This is a genomic window from Massilia jejuensis, from assembly GCF_042656795.1.
GTDB lineage: Bacteria > Pseudomonadota > Gammaproteobacteria > Burkholderiales > Burkholderiaceae_D > Telluria > Telluria jejuensis.
Genome location: NZ_JBHSMS010000059.1, coordinates 21820 through 39156 on the forward strand (window position 1 = coordinate 21820; position 17337 = coordinate 39156).

The following is a 17337-nucleotide window of genomic DNA, read 5'->3' on the forward strand; positions in this document are numbered from 1 at the left end:
TCCGGTAGCGCGCTTCAGGGCGCGGGCGCCCCCTCGGGCACGGCTTCGCCGCCCCAATGCGCGTTCGGGCTGATGACGAAGGTGCCCTTGCCGGCTTGCTTGGCGGCATACATGGCCTGGTCGGCGTCGGCCAGCAGTGCCGCCGCGCCCCATTCGGCGCCGGCACGCCCGCGCGCGCTGGCAATGCCGATGCTGGCCGAAATCGACACCGGATTGCCGTCGGCCTCCCTGATGCCTTCGATCTGGTCGAGCACCAGGCGCGCGACGCGCAGCGCGCCCTCGGGCGAGCCGACGCCTTCGAGCATGACGACGAATTCGTCGCCGCCCAGGCGCGCCAGCACGTCTTCGGCGCGCAGCACTTTCTGCACGCGGCGCGCGACCAGCTGCAGCACCAGGTCGCCGGTGGCGTGGCCCCAGGTATCGTTGACGGCCTTGAAACCGTCGAGGTCGATGAACATCGCCACCACCACGCTGTCGCGCCGCGCCGCGCGCACCAGCGCCAGCTCCAGCAGGCGCGTCAGCTGGCCATAGTTGATCAAGCCGGTCAGGCTGTCATGCTGGGCCAGGCGCGCCAGCTTGGCCGACTGTTCTTCCAGCTCGGCGGTACGCTCGGCGACGCGGTGCTCGAGGGTGTCGTTGGCGGCCGAAAGGCGGCGGTTGACGTCGTTGATGATGCGGTAGCTGCGGCGCAGGCGCCAGCCGGCATAGGCCAGCAAGGCCAGCAGCAGGATGGAATAGGCGAACAGGAAGCCGCGGTAGCGCTGGCGCTCGAGCACCTCGGCCTGGAAGGAGCGGTCGAGTTCGCGGCCGAGGCGCGCCATGACCTCGCCGGTCTCGAGGGCGGCGATGCGGGCCTCGATCTCGTTTTCGCGCGGGCGGTTGCTCAGGATGATACGGGTATCGCGCGCCAGGGCGTCGATCTGCTCGCTGACGGCCAGCGAAAAGCGCCCTTTCTGGGCCTCGATCTGGGCCAGGTTGCCGGCGATGCGGCGCGCCAGCGCGGGGCTCGGCGCCAGGTTGTAGCGCAGCGTGTCGGCCAACAGGTCATTGAGCAGGGCATCGAGGCGCACCACGACGCGGCCGGGCGCCAGCGCCCCTTCAATGCCGCCCAGCTCCGTCTTCAGGTCGGCCAGCGCCGGCGGCAGCGACAGCAGGGCCGCGCGCAGCGGGGGATTGAGCGTGCGGAACTGGGCCACCAGCTCGGCCTTGGTGCGCAGCGAGGCCACCAGTTCGGCATGCGCCTGCTGCGCGCCGCGTCCGCGCGCCATCGGCAGCGCCTCGGCCAGGCGCGCGGTCAGCTCGTTCATCCGCGGCAGCGGCGCGGCCAGGCGGACATCGCCGACATTGCTGCCGATGTGGGCGCGCAGCAGGTTGGTGTCCCATTCGGCGTCGATCTGCTGCAGTTCGTGCAGGTCGAACATCACCCGGTTCTGGGTGTCGACGTCGACGCCGGTGGTGCGCGTGTAGAGAAAAGCCAGCAGGGCGACCAGCGCCAGCGCGGCCGTGGCGCCATAGCGCATGCGTCGACGCGGATCCATCGCCTCGAGGCGGCGCATCAGCACCGCAAAGACCCGGTCCGTCTGTTGTAGGAATCTGCTCATGGTTGAAGCAGCATAGCAAAACTGTTACACCCACCCCCGCACATGGTACGTCTTGTAACAATTACGGACAAGGGCAGCACCGGCCGGAAAGACGCAACGCCGCTTCGCTCCATCGGCTGTCGGGTCAGCCGGCGCCCTCCATCCATGCCGACACGGCGGCCACGCGCGCGCGCCGGATCGCCGCGGGGATCTGCTCCTTGTCCGCGCCGCAGGCGGCCGCCACCTCGCCGGCATTCACGGCGCGCGCCACGGCCAGCGCGCCCGCCAGGTAAGGCCGCTGCGGATACGCGGCGGCCCCGCGCGCGCGCGCGTCGCACTCGGCGGCCAGCAGCATGTCGAGGAAGCGCTCCGGCTTGCGAAAGCCGTCGCAGCGCTCGCACAGGGTCACCAGGTCGTCGGGCCCCAGCGCCAGCGCCCGGGCGAGCGTGGCCTGCTCGCGCGCCGTCATCAGGGCCAGGTCGCGGCAATCGTTGGGCACCTTCAAGCGCCGGCAGACGGCGCCGATGGCCTGACTCGCGAGGCCCTGCACGAGCGCGGCGAAGCGCACCGCCAGCGTGTGGCTGGCCGCGGCCGCGGTATCGATCACGCGCAGGATGTGGACACTCTTGTCCGCTTGCGCCGCGCCCCAGAATGCGTCGAGTTCGGGCATGATGCGCGCCAGCGCGCCGCAGTCGCGCAGCACCGCCAGCATGCGCGAGGGATGCGCCTCCATCAGGCCGCGCGCGAGCTCCTGCCAGACGCGTTCGGGCACGAGGGCGTCGACTTCGCCCTCGGCGACCATGGTGCGCATGAGGCTTGCCGTCTCGGGGGCGACCGTAAATGCCGGAAAGCGGGCGGCGAAGCGGGCCAGGCGCAGGATGCGCACCGGGTCTTCGGCGAAGGCGCCCGACACGTGGCGGAAGATGCGCGCGTCCAGGTCGCGCCGGCCGCCGTAGGGGTCGACGATGCTGCCGTCCTCGCCCTGGGCCATGGCGTTGATGGTGAGATCGCGCCGGATCAAATCGTCTTCCAGCGTGACGTCGGGCGCGGTGTGGAACACGAAGCCGTGGTAGCCGGGGGCGGTCTTGCGCTCGGTGCGCGCGAGCGCATATTCTTCCTGGGTATCCGGATGCAGGAACACCGGAAAATCCTTGCCGACCGGACGAAACCCGGCCGCCAGCATGGCTTCGGGCGTGGCGCCGACGACGACATGGTCGCGGTCCTGCACGGGCAAGCCGAGCAGGGCGTCGCGCACGGCGCCGCCGACGACATAGCTCTTCATCGTCATGCGCGCGGCAGGTCGGCGTCGTGCAGCGGGGTCGCCTCGGTTTCCGCCATGGCTTCGCGCACCCAGCGCGCCACGGCAGGATGGGCCAGCATGCGCTCGCAATAGCCCTGCAGCGCCGGCGCCAGCGCCACGCCATAGGTGGTGAACCGCATCACGACGGGTGCGTAGAAGGCGTCGGCGATCGAGAACTCGCCGAACAGGAAGCCGCGGTGGCCGAAGCGCGACAGGCACTCTTCCCAGATCTCGCAGATGCGGCCGATGTCGGCTTGCGCACCCGGCGTGCGCCCGCGTCCCGGCAGCCTGGCCTGGATGTTCATCGACATGTCGTTGCGCAGCGCGCCGAAGCCCGAATGCATCTCGGCGGTGATCGAGCGCGCCATGGCGCGCGCGGCGACGTCCTGCGGCCACAGGTGCTTGTCGGGGAACTGCTCGGCCAGGTATTCGCAGATGGCCAGGCTGTCCCAGATCGTCATTTCGCCCGCCAGCAGGACCGGCACCCGTCCGGCGTGCGAATAGGCGGCGATTTTCGCGGCGGTGTCGGGCTGGTCGAGCAGCAGGCGCACTTCGGTAAACGGAATGTTGAACGCGGCCGCCGCCACCCACGGCCGCATCGACCACGACGAAATGTTCTTGTTGCCGATGACCAGCGTCAGGCCGGGCTTGCGTGCATTGTCGAGCGTGGTCGAGAGGGTCGGGTCGAGTTCCGTGGTCTGCATGGCGTTCCTGGTGAAGAGTTAGCGTCCGGCGCGGGCGCGCAGGCGGTCGAGCGGCTCGCTGGGCGCCAGGTAATGCGGCGCGACCGTTTCGAGCGGGGTGAGCTTGATTCCGAGCGAGGCCGCTGTCAAGTCCTGGACCGCCGGATCGAGCACGTTATCGACCTTCATCGAATCGAGGTTGTCGCGCGTGAGGATCGGTTCGCCCGGCAGCAGCTCGAAGATACGCGCCTGCAGCCGCGCCAGCGCGGGCGGCAGCTCGATGATGGGACGCTCGCAGCCGGCATAGCGTCCGGCGAGCCTGACCAGCTCGGCCAGCGTATAGATGTTCGGCCCGCCCAGCTCGTAGACCTGGTGCGCCGAATGCGGATCGCGCAGCGCGTGCAGGAAGGCGGTGGCGACGTCGCCCACGTACACGGGCTGGAAGGCGACCGAGGCGCCGGCCAGCGGCACCACCGGCAGGCGGCGCTGGAGCTTGGCGAACATGGTCAGGAAATGGTCGCCCGGGCCGAACACGACCGAGGGACGGAAGATGGTCGCGGCCACCTCGGGGCGGCTGCGCGCGGCCAGTTCGCCGTCGGCCTTCGAGCGGCTGTACATCGACGGGCCGTCGACGCTGGCGCCGAGCGCGCTCATGTGCAGATAGCGCGGCACGCCGGCCAGCTGGCAAGCCTCGACGATGCGGCGCGGCAGGTCGACGTGGGCGTGGCGAAATTCCGGACCGTAGGGATGGGCGCGGCTGCCGTGCAGGATGCCGACCAGGTTGATCGCGGCCGTGCGCCCTTCCAGAAGCTTGCGCAGGGTGAGGTCGTCGTGGATGTTTGCTTCGACCACGTCCACACCCGGCAGGGTCGTCAGGTGGCGCCCCCGGTCGGCGTGGCGGGTCGGCACCAGGGCGGGAATGCCATCCTGGGCCAGCAGGGCCAGCAGGTGGCTGCCGATGAAACCGGAACCGCCGAATACCACCACGTTGGGCTCGCGCATGGGGTCCTCACAAGAATAAAGTCAGCCACCATGATAAACCCGCACGCGCGGCTTGACAGGTCTTGTTTCACGGCAGCCCCGCCCCTCCCGTGCGCGGCGTGATGGTCCCGAGGCGCGCCTTGAGCGACTGTGGACGCTTCTCGAACAGGGCCGCGTAGTTGGTAGCGTTCGACATCACATTGCGCACATAGGTTCGGGTCTCGGAAAACGGAATCGTCTCCACGAAGACCGCCCCTTCCATCGGCGTCTCGAGCACGCCGCGCCAGGTGCGCGAGCGGGCCGGGCCGGCGTTGTAGGCGGCAGTGGCCAGCACTTGCGAGCCGCCATTGTTCTCGAGCACCATGTTCATGTAGTTGGCGCCGAGCGTGATGTTGGTGCGCAGGTCGGTCAGCATGCCATGGACGAAATCGGTCAGGCCGATTTTCGCCGCGACCCACTTGCCGGTGGCCGGCATCACCTGCATCAGGCCCGAGGCGCCGACGCCGGAACGGGCGTCGGTGATGAAGCGTGATTCCTGGCGGATCAGGCCATACACCCAGGCCGTGTCGAGCGCGAGGCTGCGTGCGGTCGGCTGCAGGATCTCGTTGTGCGGCGCCGGGAAGCGCTGGTTGAAGTCGAGTTCGGTGCGGGTGCGCAGCGAAGTCTCGACCATGCGGTCGAGCAGGTCGTGGCGGCGCGCGTATTCGGCCGCGGCCAGCAACTGGCGCTCGCTCATCGAACGCGTCGCCCAATTCCATTCGCGGTTGCCCTCGGCACGCAGGCGCAGTGCGTAGAATTTCATGGCCTGGCGCAGCGCCGGCAACTGCGCCACCTGGTCGATTTCATCGGGCGTGACCGGCAGCGCGCTCGGCGGAATCGTCACCAGTTGGCCGAGTTCCTCCATCGCAAGCTGGCCATAGAAATTGTTTTGGGTCGCGATCCGGCGGTACAGGGCGTCGGCATCTTCGCGCCGGCCCCCGTTCGCATACGCACGGCCGAGCCAGTAGACCCAGCCCGATTCGTCGCGCAGCGGCGAGGGCATGGCGTCGATGGTGGCGGCCACCTGGCGCCAGTCGCCGCGGCGCAGGGCGATGCGGGCTTTCCATTCGCGCTGAAAATTGGTCAGCGGCGCGCCTTCGGCCCGGCGCCAGTAGTCCGACGCTTCCGGCGCCAGTACGATCGAGGCGGCCAGCGCCACGTTGGCCCAGCCGATCGCGCGCTCGTCGGGCTCGAGCTTGTCGCTGTTCTTGTCGAGGGCGACGGTGGCCAGTTTCAGGCTGGTGCGCGCCATGCGGCCCAGCGCCACCAGATAGATTTCGCGTTCGGCGCGGGTGGTGCCGATGCCGCGCGCCATGGCCACCGCCGGCACGTCGACCGCCTGCGCGGCGCGCGTATCGGAGGCGCCCAGCAGCAGCGCGATGCGGCGCGCGGGGCCGGTGGCGCCCATCTCGCCGGCCAGGCGCAGTTGCGCCAGCAATTCCTCGGTCCCCAGCTGGCCGGTCTGCGCCAGCTGCGCCATCAGGGCCGCGCACGCTTCGCCATAGGCGGGCGGATTGACCAGCAGCGCGCGCGCTTCGTCGATCACCCGCGTGCCGCGCGCGGCACGCGCCAGCAAGCCATAGCAGCGCACTTGCAGGTCGTCGCTGCGCGCCGCCTGTCCCAGTTCGCGGTCGAAACTGGTCCAGTCGCGCATGCGGCCGAGTTCGAGCAGCCAGTCGTTGCGCAGGCGGTCGGCGACGGCCGTGCCCTGGTGGCGTTGCAGGACGGCGCGGATTTCATCGGCGCCCGCCTCGCGCAGGCGCGGTTTCAGACGATAATAGTCGACATACGGCGCCAGCACGTAGTTGGGCAGGCGCGAGGCCAGCGCGTTGGCGCGCGCGCTGTCGTTCTGGCGCGCCGCCTCGCGCAGCAGCAGGAAAGTGTCGTCCTCGGCGCGCGCCGCCTCGTTGACCGGGGCGGCGCCGGGAGCGGCGGGAACCGTGGCGGCGCCCGGCACCGGCGGCACGGTCACCGCAGGCGCTTCGGCCAGCGCGCAGGCGCTGGCTGCGGCCAGGACGGCGCCGGCTAAGAAATTCTTCGGAAACAAAAACACAGCGTTTGGACCCTTCATCGAACCATGACCGGCACTTCAAGAATACCACGCGCATCCATCGCGCGACCAGCGCGGCAAGCCAGCGAAACGGCGCAGGACGCGGCCGATCCGGCCCGCGTCCAGGCTCCGTGCGCGAGTGATGAAGCGGCCGCCGCCGCGGCCTCCACGCCCACCGCGGCGGCCTTGGACAAAGATGCGCAGAAACAACAAATTGCGGCGTGCGCACCCGTTCCGGGCGATCCGGCCGCGCTTGCGCAGGCGGCCAAGGCGGCGCTGCGGCGCCACTTGAAGGCCCTGCGCGCCAGCCTCGACGGTCCCGGCAAGCGCGAGCATGACGCCCGCATCGGCGCCCAGGTACTGGCCTGGTGGCGCCGCACCCGCCCGCCCCTGCTGGCGGTCTACTGGCCGCTGGCGGGCGAGCCGGACCTGAGCGCAACCTATGCGCAGCTGGCGCGCGAGGGCGCCATGCTGGCGCTGCCGGTCGTGGTCCGGCGCCACGCGCCGCTGGCTTTCGCGGCCTGGACGCCGGGCGAGGCGATGGAGCTCGATCCGATGGGGGTGGCGGTGCCGGCCACGCTGCGCACGGTCGAACGGCCGCCGGCGCTGCTGGTGCCCTGCCTCGGTTTCAACGAACAGGGTTACCGGCTCGGGTATGGCGGCGGGTTCTACGACCGCACGCTGGCCGCCGGCATCCGCCCGGCCACGCTCGGCATTGCCTATGCCTGCCAGGCAACCGTCTTCGCGGTGGACAGCCACGACGTGCCGCTCGATCTGATCGTCACCGAAGCGACGGACGTGGACTAGGTCGATCTGCCGCGGCGGCCGGCAAAAAAAATCCCGGCCGCGCCTGCGCGCCGCCGGGATTTCAGGGGCGCCGGGCGCCGCTTATCCTTTCACGAGCCGCTGCCAGACAGCCGTGGTCGCCGCCGCCTGGTTCATGCTGTAGAAATGCAGCCCGGGCGCACCGCCGGCCAGCAGGCGTTCGCACAGGCCGGTGACGACGTCGGTGCCGAAGGCCTTGATGGAGGCGCTGTCGTCGCCGAAGCTGGCCAGTTTCAGGCGCACCCAGCGCGGGATTTCGGCGCCGCACATGTCCGAAAAGCGCATCAGCTGCGTGTAGTTCGTGATCGGCATGATGCCGGCCACGATCGGCGCGTCGATGCCCAGCTTGTGCGCGTTGTCGACGAACTGGAAATAGGCGTCGGCATTGTAGAAATACTGGGTGATCGCGGCATCGGCCCCGGCCTTCATCTTGCGCTCGAAGTTCAACAGATCGTCTTGCGGCGAGCGCGCCTGGGGATGGACTTCCGGATAGGCCGCCACTTCGATATGGAACCAGTCGCCCGTCTCGGCACGGATGAACTCGACGAGTTCGTTCGCATAGCGCAGTTCGCCCGCGCCGCCATAGCCGCTTGGCAAATCGCCGCGCAGCGCGACCACGCGCCGGATGCCCTTTTCCTGGAATTGCCGGAGGATGGCGCGGATCGAGTCGCGCGTGGCGCCGATGCACGACAAATGGGGCGCGGCCAGGTGGCCGTCGGCCATGATGTCGAGCACGGTGTCGAGCGTACCCTGCTGGGTCGAGCCGCCGGCGCCGAACGTGACCGAAAAATACTTCGGCGCCAGTTCGGCCAGGGTGCGGCGCGTCACGCGCAGCTTTTCCGCACCCTCGGGCGTCTTGGGCGGGAAAAATTCGATGCTGAAATTATGAGTTTCCATCGTCTCTCAAGAGCAAAGTGGAAAGCGCCCACGAGATCACGCTGTACAGGATGGCTGCCAGGAAAGCCGACCAGAATCCCGCCACCTCGAACCCCTCCACCCATTGCGACACCAGCCAGAACAGGATGGCATTGATGACCAGGATAAACAGCCCCATCGACAACAAGGTGACGGGCAAGGTCAGCAGCACCAGCACAGGGCGGATCAGCGTATTGACCAGGCCAAGCACGAGGGCGGCGATCAGGGCGGTTCCGACATTGCTGACGGACACGGAATGCATGAGGTAAGGCAGGGCCAACAAGGCGGCGGCATTGATCAGCCAGGTCAGGAGCAGGCGCATGTTCAGCTTTCGTGGTGCGTTTTCTTGTTATGGGACCTGCGGACGCGCCTGCGTCCGCAGGTAGGCGGCAGCGCTATCGATCAATAACGGTAGTGGTCCGGCTTGTACGGACCTTCTTTCTTCACCGAGATATAGGCAGCCTGCTCGTCGGTCAGTTCGGTGAGCTGGGCGTTGAGCTTTTTCAGCTGCAGGCGCGCGACCTTCTCGTCGAGATGTTTCGGCAGCGTGTAGACGCCGACCGGGTACTGGTCCGTGTTGGCGAACAACTCGATCTGGGCGATGGTCTGGTTCGCGAACGACGAGCTCATCACGTACGACGGGTGACCGGTGCCGCAGCCCAGGTTCACCAGGCGGCCTTCGGCCAGCAGGATGATGCGCTTGCCATCGGGGAAGATGACGTGGTCGACCTGCGGCTTGATGTTTTCCCACTCATACTTCTTGAGCGCGGCGACATCGATTTCGTTGTCGAAGTGACCGATGTTGCAGACGATCGCCTGGTCCTTCATGCGCAGCATGTGGGCTTCGGTGAGGATGTGGTAGTTGCCGGTGCAGGTGACGAAAATGTCGCCATGCTCCGCCGCGTAATCCATCGTCACGACGCGGTAGCCTTCCATCGCCGCCTGCAGGGCGCAGATCGGATCGATCTCGGTGACCCACACTTGCGCCGACAGGGCACGCATGGCCTGGGCCGACCCTTTACCGACGTCGCCGTAACCGGCGATCACCGCGACTTTGCCGGCGATCATCACGTCGGTGGCGCGCTTGATGCCGTCGACCAGCGACTCGCGGCAACCGTACAGGTTGTCGAATTTCGACTTGGTGACCGAATCGTTGACGTTGATTGCTGGGAAGGCGAGCTTGCCTTCCTGGTGCATCTGGTACAGGCGGTGCACGCCGGTCGTGGTTTCTTCGGTCACGCCCAGGATGTGCGGCAGGCGCTTCGAATACCAGCGCGCATCCTGCGCCAGGCGGCCTTTAATGGCCTTGAACAGGCAGATCTCTTCTTCCGAGCCCGGCTTGTCGAGCACCGAGATGTCGGTCTCGGCGCGCGCGCCCAGGTGCAGCAGCAGCGTGGCGTCGCCGCCGTCGTCGAGGATCATGTTCGAGTACACGGCATTGCCGGCGGCGTCGTTCGGCCACTCGAAGATGCGGTGCGTGTATTCCCAGTATTCGTCCAGGGTCTCGCCCTTGACGGCGAACACCGGCGTGCCGACGGCGGCAATCGCGGCGGCGGCATGGTCCTGGGTCGAATAGATGTTGCACGAGGCCCAGCGCACTTGCGCGCCGAGCGCTTCCAGCGTGCGGATCAGCACGGCGGTCTGGATCGTCATGTGCAGCGAGCCGGTGATGCGCGCGCCTTTCAGTGGCTGTGCAGCGGCAAATTCTTCCTGAATCGCCATCAGGCCCGGCATCTCCGTTTCGGCGATGCGGATTTCCTTTTCGCCCCAGGCGGCCAGGGAGATGTCGGCAATGTGGAAGTCTTGGATAGGTTTCAAAACGGCGCTCATCACGCCCTCCTTTCAGTTAGAAAAAAGTAACGTGAGCGCAGTGTTGATATCCGAGCCTGGCGAAAAGGAGTCTTTTCGTCGCAACGCTCCTCGGAACGGAATAGTTTAGCACGTCCGGGCCGCGCTGGCACGGCGACGCTTGCTCCAGGGGACGGGTGCGGCCGCCCAAAAAACAGCGGACGCGTCGTTACGCCACGGCGCCGGTCGCCGGCACCACCGTGCCTGCCGCCGCGCAGGCCTGCGCCAGCGGCAGGCGAATGTCGAAGCTGCTGCCCTGGCCGAGGCCGGGGCTGCTGGCCATGACCGTCCCGCCATGCAGTTCGACCAAACTTTTCACCAGCGCCAGCCCGAGGCCGAGGCCGCCATGCTGGCGCTCCGAGGATGCTTCGGCCTGCACATAGAGGTCGAACAGATGGGGCAAGAGGGCGGCGTCGATGCCCTGGCCGTTGTCGCTCACGCACAGGACCGCGGCGCCGGCCCGCGCTTCCAGCGTCAACTGGATGTGCCCGCCGGCTTTCGTGTAGCGCGTGGCGTTGCCGAGCAAGTTGCCGATGACCTGGATCAAGCGGGTCGCATCGCCCTCGACCGCGCACGGCGCCAGCGGCAGCATCACGTCGACGCGCTGGTTCTTGCGCTCGGCCGCCGGCATGATCTGTTCGACGGCGGCATTGACCGCGTCGCGCAGGTCGATCTCGGTCTTGACGATCGAAATGAGGCCGCGGCTGATGCGCGAGACGTCGAGCAAATCCTCGACCAGGCGGTTCATGTGGCTGACCTGCCGGTTGATGAGGTCGCCCAGGCTGACGGTCTGGGGCGTCGCGCCGGGGTTTTTCTTCAACAAGTGCGCCGCCATCGCCGCCGCCGACAGCGGGCCGCGCAGCTCGTGGCTCAGCATCGACAGGAATTCGTTCTTCTGGCGGTCGGCCGACATCAGCGATGCCGCCTTGTCGTTGAGCAGGCGGTTGAGTTCCTCGACCCGTTCGTTGGTGTGCTCGAGGCGGCGCGACACTTCGACCAGTTCGTCCTGGCGCTCCTGCAGCGCCGCCAGCGCGTCGGTCAGCTCGCGGTTTTGCTGATGCGCTTCCGACAAGGCCACATTGCTCGGCAGCGATACGCCGGCCAGGGCCTGGGCGATCTCGGCCGCCGAGATCGCGCGTGCGCCTGCCGGCAGCTGCTTGGCGAGCACGATGCGGGTGCCGCCCTTGCCGGTGGCGATATCGCACGCATCCATGAAGCGGCGCGCCGCCAGCAAGCCGCTGCCGCTCGGGCGCAGGGCCAGCGCCTCGCGCGCCAGCAGCTGGTCGAGGCCGGCGATGCCCGGACCCTCGTCCTCGATGACCACCTCGAGCGTGGAACGCCCTGCCGCGCCACTCAGTGCAAAGCTGACCTTGCCTTCACCCGCATAGCTGAACACGTTGCGCGCAAGTTCGGACACGGCCGTCGCGATGCGCGCCTGGTCGTGCGCGCCGAAGCCGCAGCGGGCCGCGATCTGGCGCGCGCGCTGGCGTGAAGCAATGACATCCATCTCGCAAGCAACCGCGATAGTCAGGATGGGCTGAGACATGGTGCCCTTTCAAGGTGAAACGGTGCTCGCCGGCACGCAAGCGCGGCACGAAGGGTCGGACCGGCGCTGCCGTCCGCAAGCTGGATGCGCGGAACAAGAAAGTTCTCGTGCTTGACTGAAATGATCAAGGCCGATTATGCGCTATTAACAATGACTTTGCTGACATTGCTGAGCGTTCGTTGCCGTATTGCCCTCGTTCGTCGCCGGCCCGGACGGCGCCTGCCGGCCAGGTAGTGCATACTCGCCCCATCCATTGTCGCCTTGGCGGGGCCATGTCCTGTCGTTGCTGGAATCCGACAGCCTGCGCCATGGCGTTTCGCGCACGACGCTTCCACCACCGGCACAGCCGATGACACTTTCCGCATTCATCCATACCCACATGGAAGCCATCCTGCAGGAATGGGAGGATTTTGCCGCCACGCTCAGCCCGCTCGAGGGCGCCGGCGAGGTCGAGTTGCGCGATCATGCCGCTTCGCTCCTGAAAGTCATCGCGCTCGACCTCGCGACGCACCAGGCCGAGCAGCAGAGCATCGACAAGTCGCAGGGACACGGGCCGCAGGCGAACCAGGATACGGCTGCCGAGATCCATGCGGCGCACCGGGTGTCGTCGGGGTTCACGGGGGAACAGGTAATGGCCGAGTTTCGCGCCTTGCGTTCGAGCGTGCTGCGCTTGCGGGCGCGCGACCGGGCCTTGACGAGCGCCGCCGAGATCGAGGACATGGTGCGCTTCAACGAGGCGCTCGACCAGGCCCAGAGCGAATCGATGGCGCGCTATACCCAGATGTTGCGCGAGGCGCAGAACCTGTTTCTGGCCATCCTCGGCCACGACGTGCGCACCCCGCTCGGCGCGATCAGCATGGGTGCGCAGGTGCTGCTGCACGACCCCGCCCTGCCGGCCAAGGCGCTCAAGGTCGGCGTCCGCATCCTGAATAGCGCAAGGCGGATGGACGAGATCATTCGCGACCTGCTCGATTTTTCTACGACCCACCTGGGCGACGGCCTCCCGATCGATCCGCACAACGTCGACCTCGGCACTGTACGCCATCGTGGTAGAGGAAGCCCGGGCCTATCACCCGGATCGCGAACTGATCCTCACCACCGAGGGCGCATTGACCGGCTGCTGGGACAGCGCGCGCATGGCGCAAGCCTGTTCCAACCTGATCTCGAATGCCATCGAACACGGCCGTCCCGACAGCCCGGTGCGGATATCGATCGAGGGCGGCGCCGGGGAACTCGTGTTCCAGGTACAGAATGATGCCGACGTGATTCCACCGGCAAAGCTGCGCACCTTCTTCGATCCGGTCAAACGCTTCGCCATCGGTTCAGCCCACGAGCGTGGCGAGGCCGGCACCGCCAATCTCGGCCTGGGGCTGTATGTGGTGAAGGAGATCGTGAAGGCGCACCAGGGCAGCGTATCGGTGACGTCGAGCGAAGCCGAAGGCGTGCGGTTCGTGGTGAAGCTGCCGCGCCGCACGCCGCATCGGCGCGGCGGGGATTAAGAAGCTGTCGCAAAAACAAGTGAATGCTTGTTTCCGGGTGAGTACTTCAGCCGCGCGGAGGAGGAACCATACGGAGCGGCCGAGCAGTGCCCCACGGTGCGGACAGGTGCCGCACCGGGTGGCAAGGATGCTTACGCCAGGCCGGCTTCGGCGCGCAGCAGCGCCGCCTTGTCGGTGCGCTCCCAGGTGAATTCCGGCTCTTCGCGGCCGAAGTGGCCGTAGGCGGCGGTCTTGGTGTAGATCGGACGCAGCAGGTCGAGCATCTGCACGATGCCTTTCGGGCGCAGGTCGAAGTGTTCCATCACGAGCTGGGCGATCCTGTCGTCGGGGATGACGCCGGTACCTTCGGTATAGACCGTGATGTTGATCGGACGGGCCACGCCGATGGCGTAGCTGACCTGCACCTGGCACTGGCGCGCCAGGCCGGCGGCCACGACGTTCTTGGCGACATAGCGCGCAGCGTAGGCGGCCGAACGGTCGACCTTGGTGGGATCCTTGCCGGAGAAGGCGCCGCCGCCGTGCGGGGCCGCGCCGCCATAGGTGTCGACGATGATCTTGCGGCCGGTCAGGCCGCAATCGCCCTGCGGACCGCCAATGACGAAGCGGCCGGTCGGATTGACCAGGTATTTGGTCGCTTCCAGCCATTCGCGCGGCAGGGTCGGCTTGATGATTTCCTCGATGACCGCTTCTTCGATCTGCGCGTGCGACACGTCCGGGTGGTGCTGGGTCGACAGCACGACGGTGTCGACCGACACCGGGCGGCCGTCGACGTAGCGCAGGGTGACCTGCGACTTGGCGTCCGGACGCAGCCATGGCAGACGCCCATCCTTGCGCAACTGCGACTGGCGCTCGACCAGGCGGTGCGCGTAATAAATCGCGGCCGGCATCAGTTCCGGCGTTTCGTCGCAGGCATAGCCGAACATCAAGCCCTGGTCGCCCGCACCCTGGTCGAGGTCGAGGCCGGCGCCTTCGTCGACGCCCTGTGCGATGTCCGGCGACTGCTTGTCGTAGCAGACCATGACGGCGCAACCCTTGTAGTCGATGCCGAAATCGGTATTGTCGTAACCGATGCGCTTGATGGTGTTGCGCGCCACGCCGATATAATCGACGTTGGCGTGCGTGGTGATCTCGCCGGCCAGCACCACGAGACCGGTGTTGCACAGCGTTTCAGCGGCTACGCGCGCGCGCGGGTCTTGCTCGAGGATGGCATCGAGAATCGCGTCCGAGATCTGGTCGGCGACCTTATCGGGGTGGCCTTCCGAAACGGATTCGGAAGTAAAGAGGTAGTCGTTAGACATGAAGGCTCCAGTTACTGATCAAAAACTGCCGCAGCAACCTGTGCCTGCGACGCTTTAGCGACATTTATATTCCGCTTCGCAAGTTGTCTATTAACTCGGCGGATCCTGCGTAAAGTGGTATTTTACGCTCCTTTAAGAAATTTTTGGCAGAGGGGCCTGCTTCGTCCTGAACGCCGCTCAAGCGCATGCTAGTTATTTTATTCAGAGTGTTGTCCATTTTTCCACTGCGCATGCTCCACGCCCTCGGCGCGGGGCTCGGCTGGCTGGTCTACCTGTCGTCTCCCTCGTATCGCCGCCGTCTCGACGCCAACCTGGCCCAGGCCGGCTATGGCGCCCATCGCCGCGGCGCCGTCGCCGAAGCGGGCAAGGCGATCGTCGAACTGGCCTTTGTCTGGTGCGGCAAACCGGAGCGCGTCGCACGCCGTGCCACGGTCGAGAACTGGGACATGGTCCAGCGCGTGCTCGACGCCGGGCGCGGCATCGTGTTCCTGACGCCCCACCTGGGCTGCTTCGAAATGACCGCCCAGCAGATCGCCCTGCGCACGGCGCTCACCGTCATGTACCGCCCGCCGCGCAAAAGCGCCTTGAAACCCCTGGTCGAAGGCGCGCGCGCGCGCCACAACCTGCACCTGGCGCCGGCCACCCTGGCGGGCGTGCGCATCCTCGCCAAGACCCTGAAAAGCGGCCAGCCGATCGGCGTCTTGCCGGACCAGGTACCGCAGGAAGGCGAAGGCGTCTGGGCGCCCTTCTTCGGCCGTCCGGCCTACACGATGACGCTGCCGGCGAAACTGGCCCAGCTGGGACGCGCCGACATCCTGCTGGTCTATGCCGAACGCCTGCCCAGGGGCCGCGGCTACGTCGTGCGCTTCGTCGCCTTCGAGGGCGACTTGTCGGGTACTGCCGCCGACCAGGCCGCCAGCATCAACCGGGCGATGGAAGCGCTGATCGCGCGCTGCCCCGCCCAGTATTTCTGGAGCTATAACCGCTACAAGCAACCCGAGGGCGTGGCCGCGCCACAGGCCGAGGCCGTGGCATGAGGGTCTTGATTGGATTGCTGTGGCTGCTGCACTGGCTGCCACTGCCGGTGCTCGGGCGTTTCGGCGAAGCGATCGGCAGCCTGCTGTTCCTGCTACTGGGCAAGCGTCGCCACATCGCGCTGACCAACCTGCGCCTGTGCATGCCGGAACTGTCTGAAGAAGCCCGGCGGGCGATTGCGCGTGAACACTTTCGCAGCTATTCGCGCAGCATCTTCGAACGCTCGATCCTGTGGTGGGCGCCGGAAGCGCGCGTACGCAAACTGATCCAGGTCGAGCCCGCCGTGCCGCAGGCCGCGATGGAAGCCGGCCCGACCATTCTGCTGTGCCCGCATTTCGTGTGCCTGGACGTGGCCGGTGTTGCCGCCCGGGTGATTCCGGTCTGCAGCATGTACGTGCCGCAAAAAAATGCCGCCTTCGACAGGCTGCTGCGTCATGGCCGCGAGCGCTACGGCCCGGTGCGGCTGGTCACGCGCAAGGAAGGCATCAAGCCGATCCTGCGCGCCTTGCGCGACGGCTTGCCTTACTTCATGCTCCCGGACATGGATTTCGGCGAAAAAGATGCCGCCTTCGTGCCTTTCTTCGGCGTGCCCGCGGCCACCCTGACGGCGCTGGGCCGGCTTGCCGGCAGTACCGGCGCCAAGGTCATTCCCGTGGTGGCCAGTTTCCTGCCGAACTACCAGGGCTGGCGCGTGCGCTTCTATCCCGCCTGGGAAAATTATCCGGGCGACGACATGATCGAGGCGACCCGCCGCATGAATGCCTTCATCGAAGAGCGGGTGCGCGAAGCGCCGGCCGAATATTTCTGGACGCATAAGCGTTTTAAAACCCGCCCACCGGGCGAACCCTCGCTGTACGATTGATCCCATGAAACTCAAGTTCACCAAGATGCAAGGCGCCGGCAACGATTTCGTCGTCATCGACGCCATCTCTCAGCAGATCGATTTCAGCACCGCACAATGGCAACGCCTGGCCGACCGCCGTTTCGGCGTCGGCGCCGACCAGATCCTGATCGTGGAGCGTCCGACCGTCCCCGACGCCGATTTCCGCTACCGCATTTTCAACAGCGATGGCGGCGAGGTCGAGCAATGCGGCAACGGTGCGCGCGCCTTCGCCCGTTTCGTCAGCGACCAGGGCTTGAGCGGGGAGCGCAGCATCCGCGTGCAAACCATGTCCGGCATCATCGCGCCGCGCCTGGAAGACGATGGCAGCGTGACGGTCGACATGGGCGCCCCCGTGCTGGAGCCCGCCCAGGTACCTTTCGACAGCGCGGCGCTGGACGGCATGCCGGAAGGACGCGACACGCTGTGGCCGCTGACCCTGCAATTGGATGGCGCGCCGGTGCAGGTGGCGGTGTCGGTGGTGTCGATGGGCAATCCGCATGCGGTGCAGACGGTGCTGGACGCCGACACGGCCCCGGTGGCCGCGCTGGGGCCGCAGCTGGAATGCCACCCCCGCTTTCCAAAGCGCGTGAATGCCGGCTTCATGCAGATCGTCGGCCGCCACCACATCAAGCTGCGCGTCTTCGAGCGCGGCGCGGGCGAAACCCTGGCGTGCGGCACCGGCGCTTGCGCGGCGGTCGTGGCCGGCATCCGGCGTGCGCTGCTCGATTCGCCGGTACGGGTGTCGGCGCGCGGCGGGGAATTGTCGATCGCTTGGGCTGGCGAAGGCGAACCGGTCTACCTGAGCGGTCCGGCCGTCACCGTATTCGAAGGCGAGATTACCCTGTAAAGGGCGGA

16 protein-coding genes and 1 riboswitch are annotated in these 17337 nt (G+C 67.2%); of the genes, 6 read left to right on the plus strand and 10 right to left on the minus strand.

Annotation, left to right across the window (positions count from 1 at the left end):
• Window positions 1-14: 14 nt before the first annotated feature.
• The 5 genes from ACFPOU_RS18430 to ACFPOU_RS18450 all read right to left on the minus strand — a co-directional run bounded on the left by ACFPOU_RS18430 (window position 15) and on the right by ACFPOU_RS18450 (window position 6654).
• On the minus strand, window positions 15-1601 hold the full coding sequence (locus ACFPOU_RS18430) for a DAHL domain-containing protein (protein ID WP_379724554.1): 1587 nt from the start codon (window positions 1599-1601) through the stop codon (window positions 15-17).
• 124 nt (window positions 1602-1725) lie between these two features.
• Window positions 1726-2862: a multifunctional CCA tRNA nucleotidyl transferase/2'3'-cyclic phosphodiesterase/2'nucleotidase/phosphatase gene (locus ACFPOU_RS18435; RefSeq protein ID WP_379724734.1), complete on the minus strand. Its 1137-nt coding sequence runs from the start codon at window positions 2860-2862 to the stop codon at window positions 1726-1728.
• A 2-nt stretch (window positions 2863-2864) separates the two neighbouring features.
• Window positions 2865-3584, minus strand: a complete 720-nt coding sequence (locus ACFPOU_RS18440) for a glutathione S-transferase family protein (RefSeq protein ID WP_379724557.1) — start codon at window positions 3582-3584, stop codon at window positions 2865-2867.
• A gap of 18 nt (window positions 3585-3602) precedes the next feature.
• Window positions 3603-4565 (minus strand): complex I NDUFA9 subunit family protein, encoded by a 963-nt coding sequence (locus tag ACFPOU_RS18445; protein WP_379724560.1) that lies wholly within the window; start codon window positions 4563-4565, stop codon window positions 3603-3605.
• A 67-nt stretch (window positions 4566-4632) separates the two neighbouring features.
• On the minus strand, window positions 4633-6654 hold the full coding sequence (locus tag ACFPOU_RS18450) for a lytic transglycosylase domain-containing protein (protein WP_379724563.1): 2022 nt from the start codon (window positions 6652-6654) through the stop codon (window positions 4633-4635).
• Between the two features lie 165 nt (window positions 6655-6819).
• Between ACFPOU_RS18450 and ACFPOU_RS18455 the strand changes: the two genes are divergently transcribed.
• A complete protein-coding gene (locus ACFPOU_RS18455; RefSeq protein ID WP_379724566.1) occupies window positions 6820-7440 on the plus strand; it encodes a 5-formyltetrahydrofolate cyclo-ligase in 621 nt (206 codons plus the stop codon).
• An 81-nt stretch (window positions 7441-7521) separates the two neighbouring features.
• On the opposite strand, the gene metF is transcribed toward ACFPOU_RS18455, so the two are convergent.
• The 4 genes from metF to ACFPOU_RS18475 form a co-directional block, all read right to left on the minus strand.
• A complete protein-coding gene (gene metF, locus ACFPOU_RS18460) occupies window positions 7522-8355 on the minus strand; it encodes a methylenetetrahydrofolate reductase [NAD(P)H] (protein WP_379724569.1) in 834 nt (277 codons plus the stop codon).
• Window positions 8342-8695, minus strand: coding sequence for a phage holin family protein (locus ACFPOU_RS18465; RefSeq protein ID WP_379724572.1), 354 nt, complete (start codon window positions 8693-8695; stop codon window positions 8342-8344). Before ACFPOU_RS18465 ends, metF begins: the two co-directional genes overlap by 14 nt.
• Window positions 8696-8775: 80 nt before the next feature.
• Window positions 8776-10203, minus strand: coding sequence for an adenosylhomocysteinase (gene ahcY, locus ACFPOU_RS18470; protein ID WP_379724575.1), 1428 nt, complete (start codon window positions 10201-10203; stop codon window positions 8776-8778).
• A gap of 26 nt (window positions 10204-10229) precedes the next feature.
• A riboswitch (S-adenosyl-L-homocysteine riboswitch) is annotated at window positions 10230-10301 on the minus strand.
• An 89-nt stretch (window positions 10302-10390) separates the two neighbouring features.
• Window positions 10391-11767, minus strand: coding sequence for an ATP-binding protein (locus ACFPOU_RS18475; protein WP_379724578.1), 1377 nt, complete (start codon window positions 11765-11767; stop codon window positions 10391-10393).
• A 283-nt stretch (window positions 11768-12050) separates the two neighbouring features.
• On the opposite strand from ACFPOU_RS18475, the gene ACFPOU_RS18480 reads away from it, so the two are divergent.
• Window positions 12051-13022 (plus strand): histidine kinase dimerization/phospho-acceptor domain-containing protein, encoded by a 972-nt coding sequence (locus ACFPOU_RS18480; RefSeq protein WP_379724581.1) that lies wholly within the window; start codon window positions 12051-12053, stop codon window positions 13020-13022.
• A complete protein-coding gene (locus tag ACFPOU_RS18485; RefSeq protein WP_379724584.1) occupies window positions 12904-13266 on the plus strand; it encodes a sensor histidine kinase in 363 nt (120 codons plus the stop codon). The genes ACFPOU_RS18480 and ACFPOU_RS18485 overlap by 119 nt, the downstream gene beginning before the upstream one ends.
• 131 nt (window positions 13267-13397) lie before the next feature.
• Here the strand turns inward: ACFPOU_RS18485 and metK are convergent, their stop codons facing one another.
• The gene (metK, locus tag ACFPOU_RS18490; protein WP_379724587.1) at window positions 13398-14564 is read right to left on the minus strand and encodes a methionine adenosyltransferase; all 1167 of its coding nucleotides are present in this window, start codon (window positions 14562-14564) and stop codon (window positions 13398-13400) included.
• Window positions 14565-14749: 185 nt separating this feature from the next.
• Between metK and ACFPOU_RS18495 the strand changes: the two genes are divergently transcribed.
• The 3 genes from ACFPOU_RS18495 to dapF are packed head-to-tail and all read left to right on the plus strand — an operon-like array spanning window position 14750 to window position 17329.
• Complete coding sequence (locus tag ACFPOU_RS18495) at window positions 14750-15601, plus strand: lysophospholipid acyltransferase family protein (protein WP_379724590.1); 852 nt, start codon at window positions 14750-14752, stop codon at window positions 15599-15601.
• The gene (locus ACFPOU_RS18500; protein ID WP_379724593.1) at window positions 15598-16461 is read left to right on the plus strand and encodes an LpxL/LpxP family acyltransferase; all 864 of its coding nucleotides are present in this window, start codon (window positions 15598-15600) and stop codon (window positions 16459-16461) included. The genes ACFPOU_RS18495 and ACFPOU_RS18500 overlap by 4 nt, the downstream gene beginning before the upstream one ends.
• Before the next feature lie 4 nt (window positions 16462-16465).
• On the plus strand, window positions 16466-17329 hold the full coding sequence (gene dapF / locus ACFPOU_RS18505; protein ID WP_379724596.1) for a diaminopimelate epimerase: 864 nt from the start codon (window positions 16466-16468) through the stop codon (window positions 17327-17329).
• Window positions 17330-17337: the final 8 nt, after the last annotated feature.

What these genes read in the sequence shown, in the direction of transcription:
- ACFPOU_RS18430 (WP_379724554.1), bottom strand. Translation starts at nt 1,601, where the DNA reads ATGAGCAGATTCCTACAACAGACGGACCGGGTCTTTGCGGTGCTGATG.
- ACFPOU_RS18435 (WP_379724734.1), bottom strand. Translation starts at nt 2,862, where the DNA reads ATGAAGAGCTATGTCGTCGGCGGCGCCGTGCGCGACGCCCTGCTCGGC.
- ACFPOU_RS18440 (WP_379724557.1), bottom strand. Translation starts at nt 3,584, where the DNA reads ATGCAGACCACGGAACTCGACCCGACCCTCTCGACCACGCTCGACAAT.
- ACFPOU_RS18445 (WP_379724560.1), bottom strand. Translation starts at nt 4,565, where the DNA reads ATGCGCGAGCCCAACGTGGTGGTATTCGGCGGTTCCGGTTTCATCGGC.
- ACFPOU_RS18450 (WP_379724563.1), bottom strand. Translation starts at nt 6,654, where the DNA reads ATGAAGGGTCCAAACGCTGTGTTTTTGTTTCCGAAGAATTTCTTAGCC.
- metF (WP_379724569.1), bottom strand. Translation starts at nt 8,355, where the DNA reads ATGGAAACTCATAATTTCAGCATCGAATTTTTCCCGCCCAAGACGCCC.
- ACFPOU_RS18465 (WP_379724572.1), bottom strand. Translation starts at nt 8,695, where the DNA reads ATGCGCCTGCTCCTGACCTGGCTGATCAATGCCGCCGCCTTGTTGGCC.
- ahcY (WP_379724575.1), bottom strand. Translation starts at nt 10,203, where the DNA reads ATGAGCGCCGTTTTGAAACCTATCCAAGACTTCCACATTGCCGACATC.
- ACFPOU_RS18475 (WP_379724578.1), bottom strand. Translation starts at nt 11,767, where the DNA reads ATGTCTCAGCCCATCCTGACTATCGCGGTTGCTTGCGAGATGGATGTC.
- ACFPOU_RS18485 (WP_379724584.1), top strand. Translation starts at nt 12,904, where the DNA reads ATGGCGCAAGCCTGTTCCAACCTGATCTCGAATGCCATCGAACACGGC.
- metK (WP_379724587.1), bottom strand. Translation starts at nt 14,564, where the DNA reads ATGTCTAACGACTACCTCTTTACTTCCGAATCCGTTTCGGAAGGCCAC.
- ACFPOU_RS18495 (WP_379724590.1), top strand. Translation starts at nt 14,750, where the DNA reads ATGCTAGTTATTTTATTCAGAGTGTTGTCCATTTTTCCACTGCGCATG.
- ACFPOU_RS18500 (WP_379724593.1), top strand. Translation starts at nt 15,598, where the DNA reads ATGAGGGTCTTGATTGGATTGCTGTGGCTGCTGCACTGGCTGCCACTG.
- dapF (WP_379724596.1), top strand. Translation starts at nt 16,466, where the DNA reads ATGAAACTCAAGTTCACCAAGATGCAAGGCGCCGGCAACGATTTCGTC.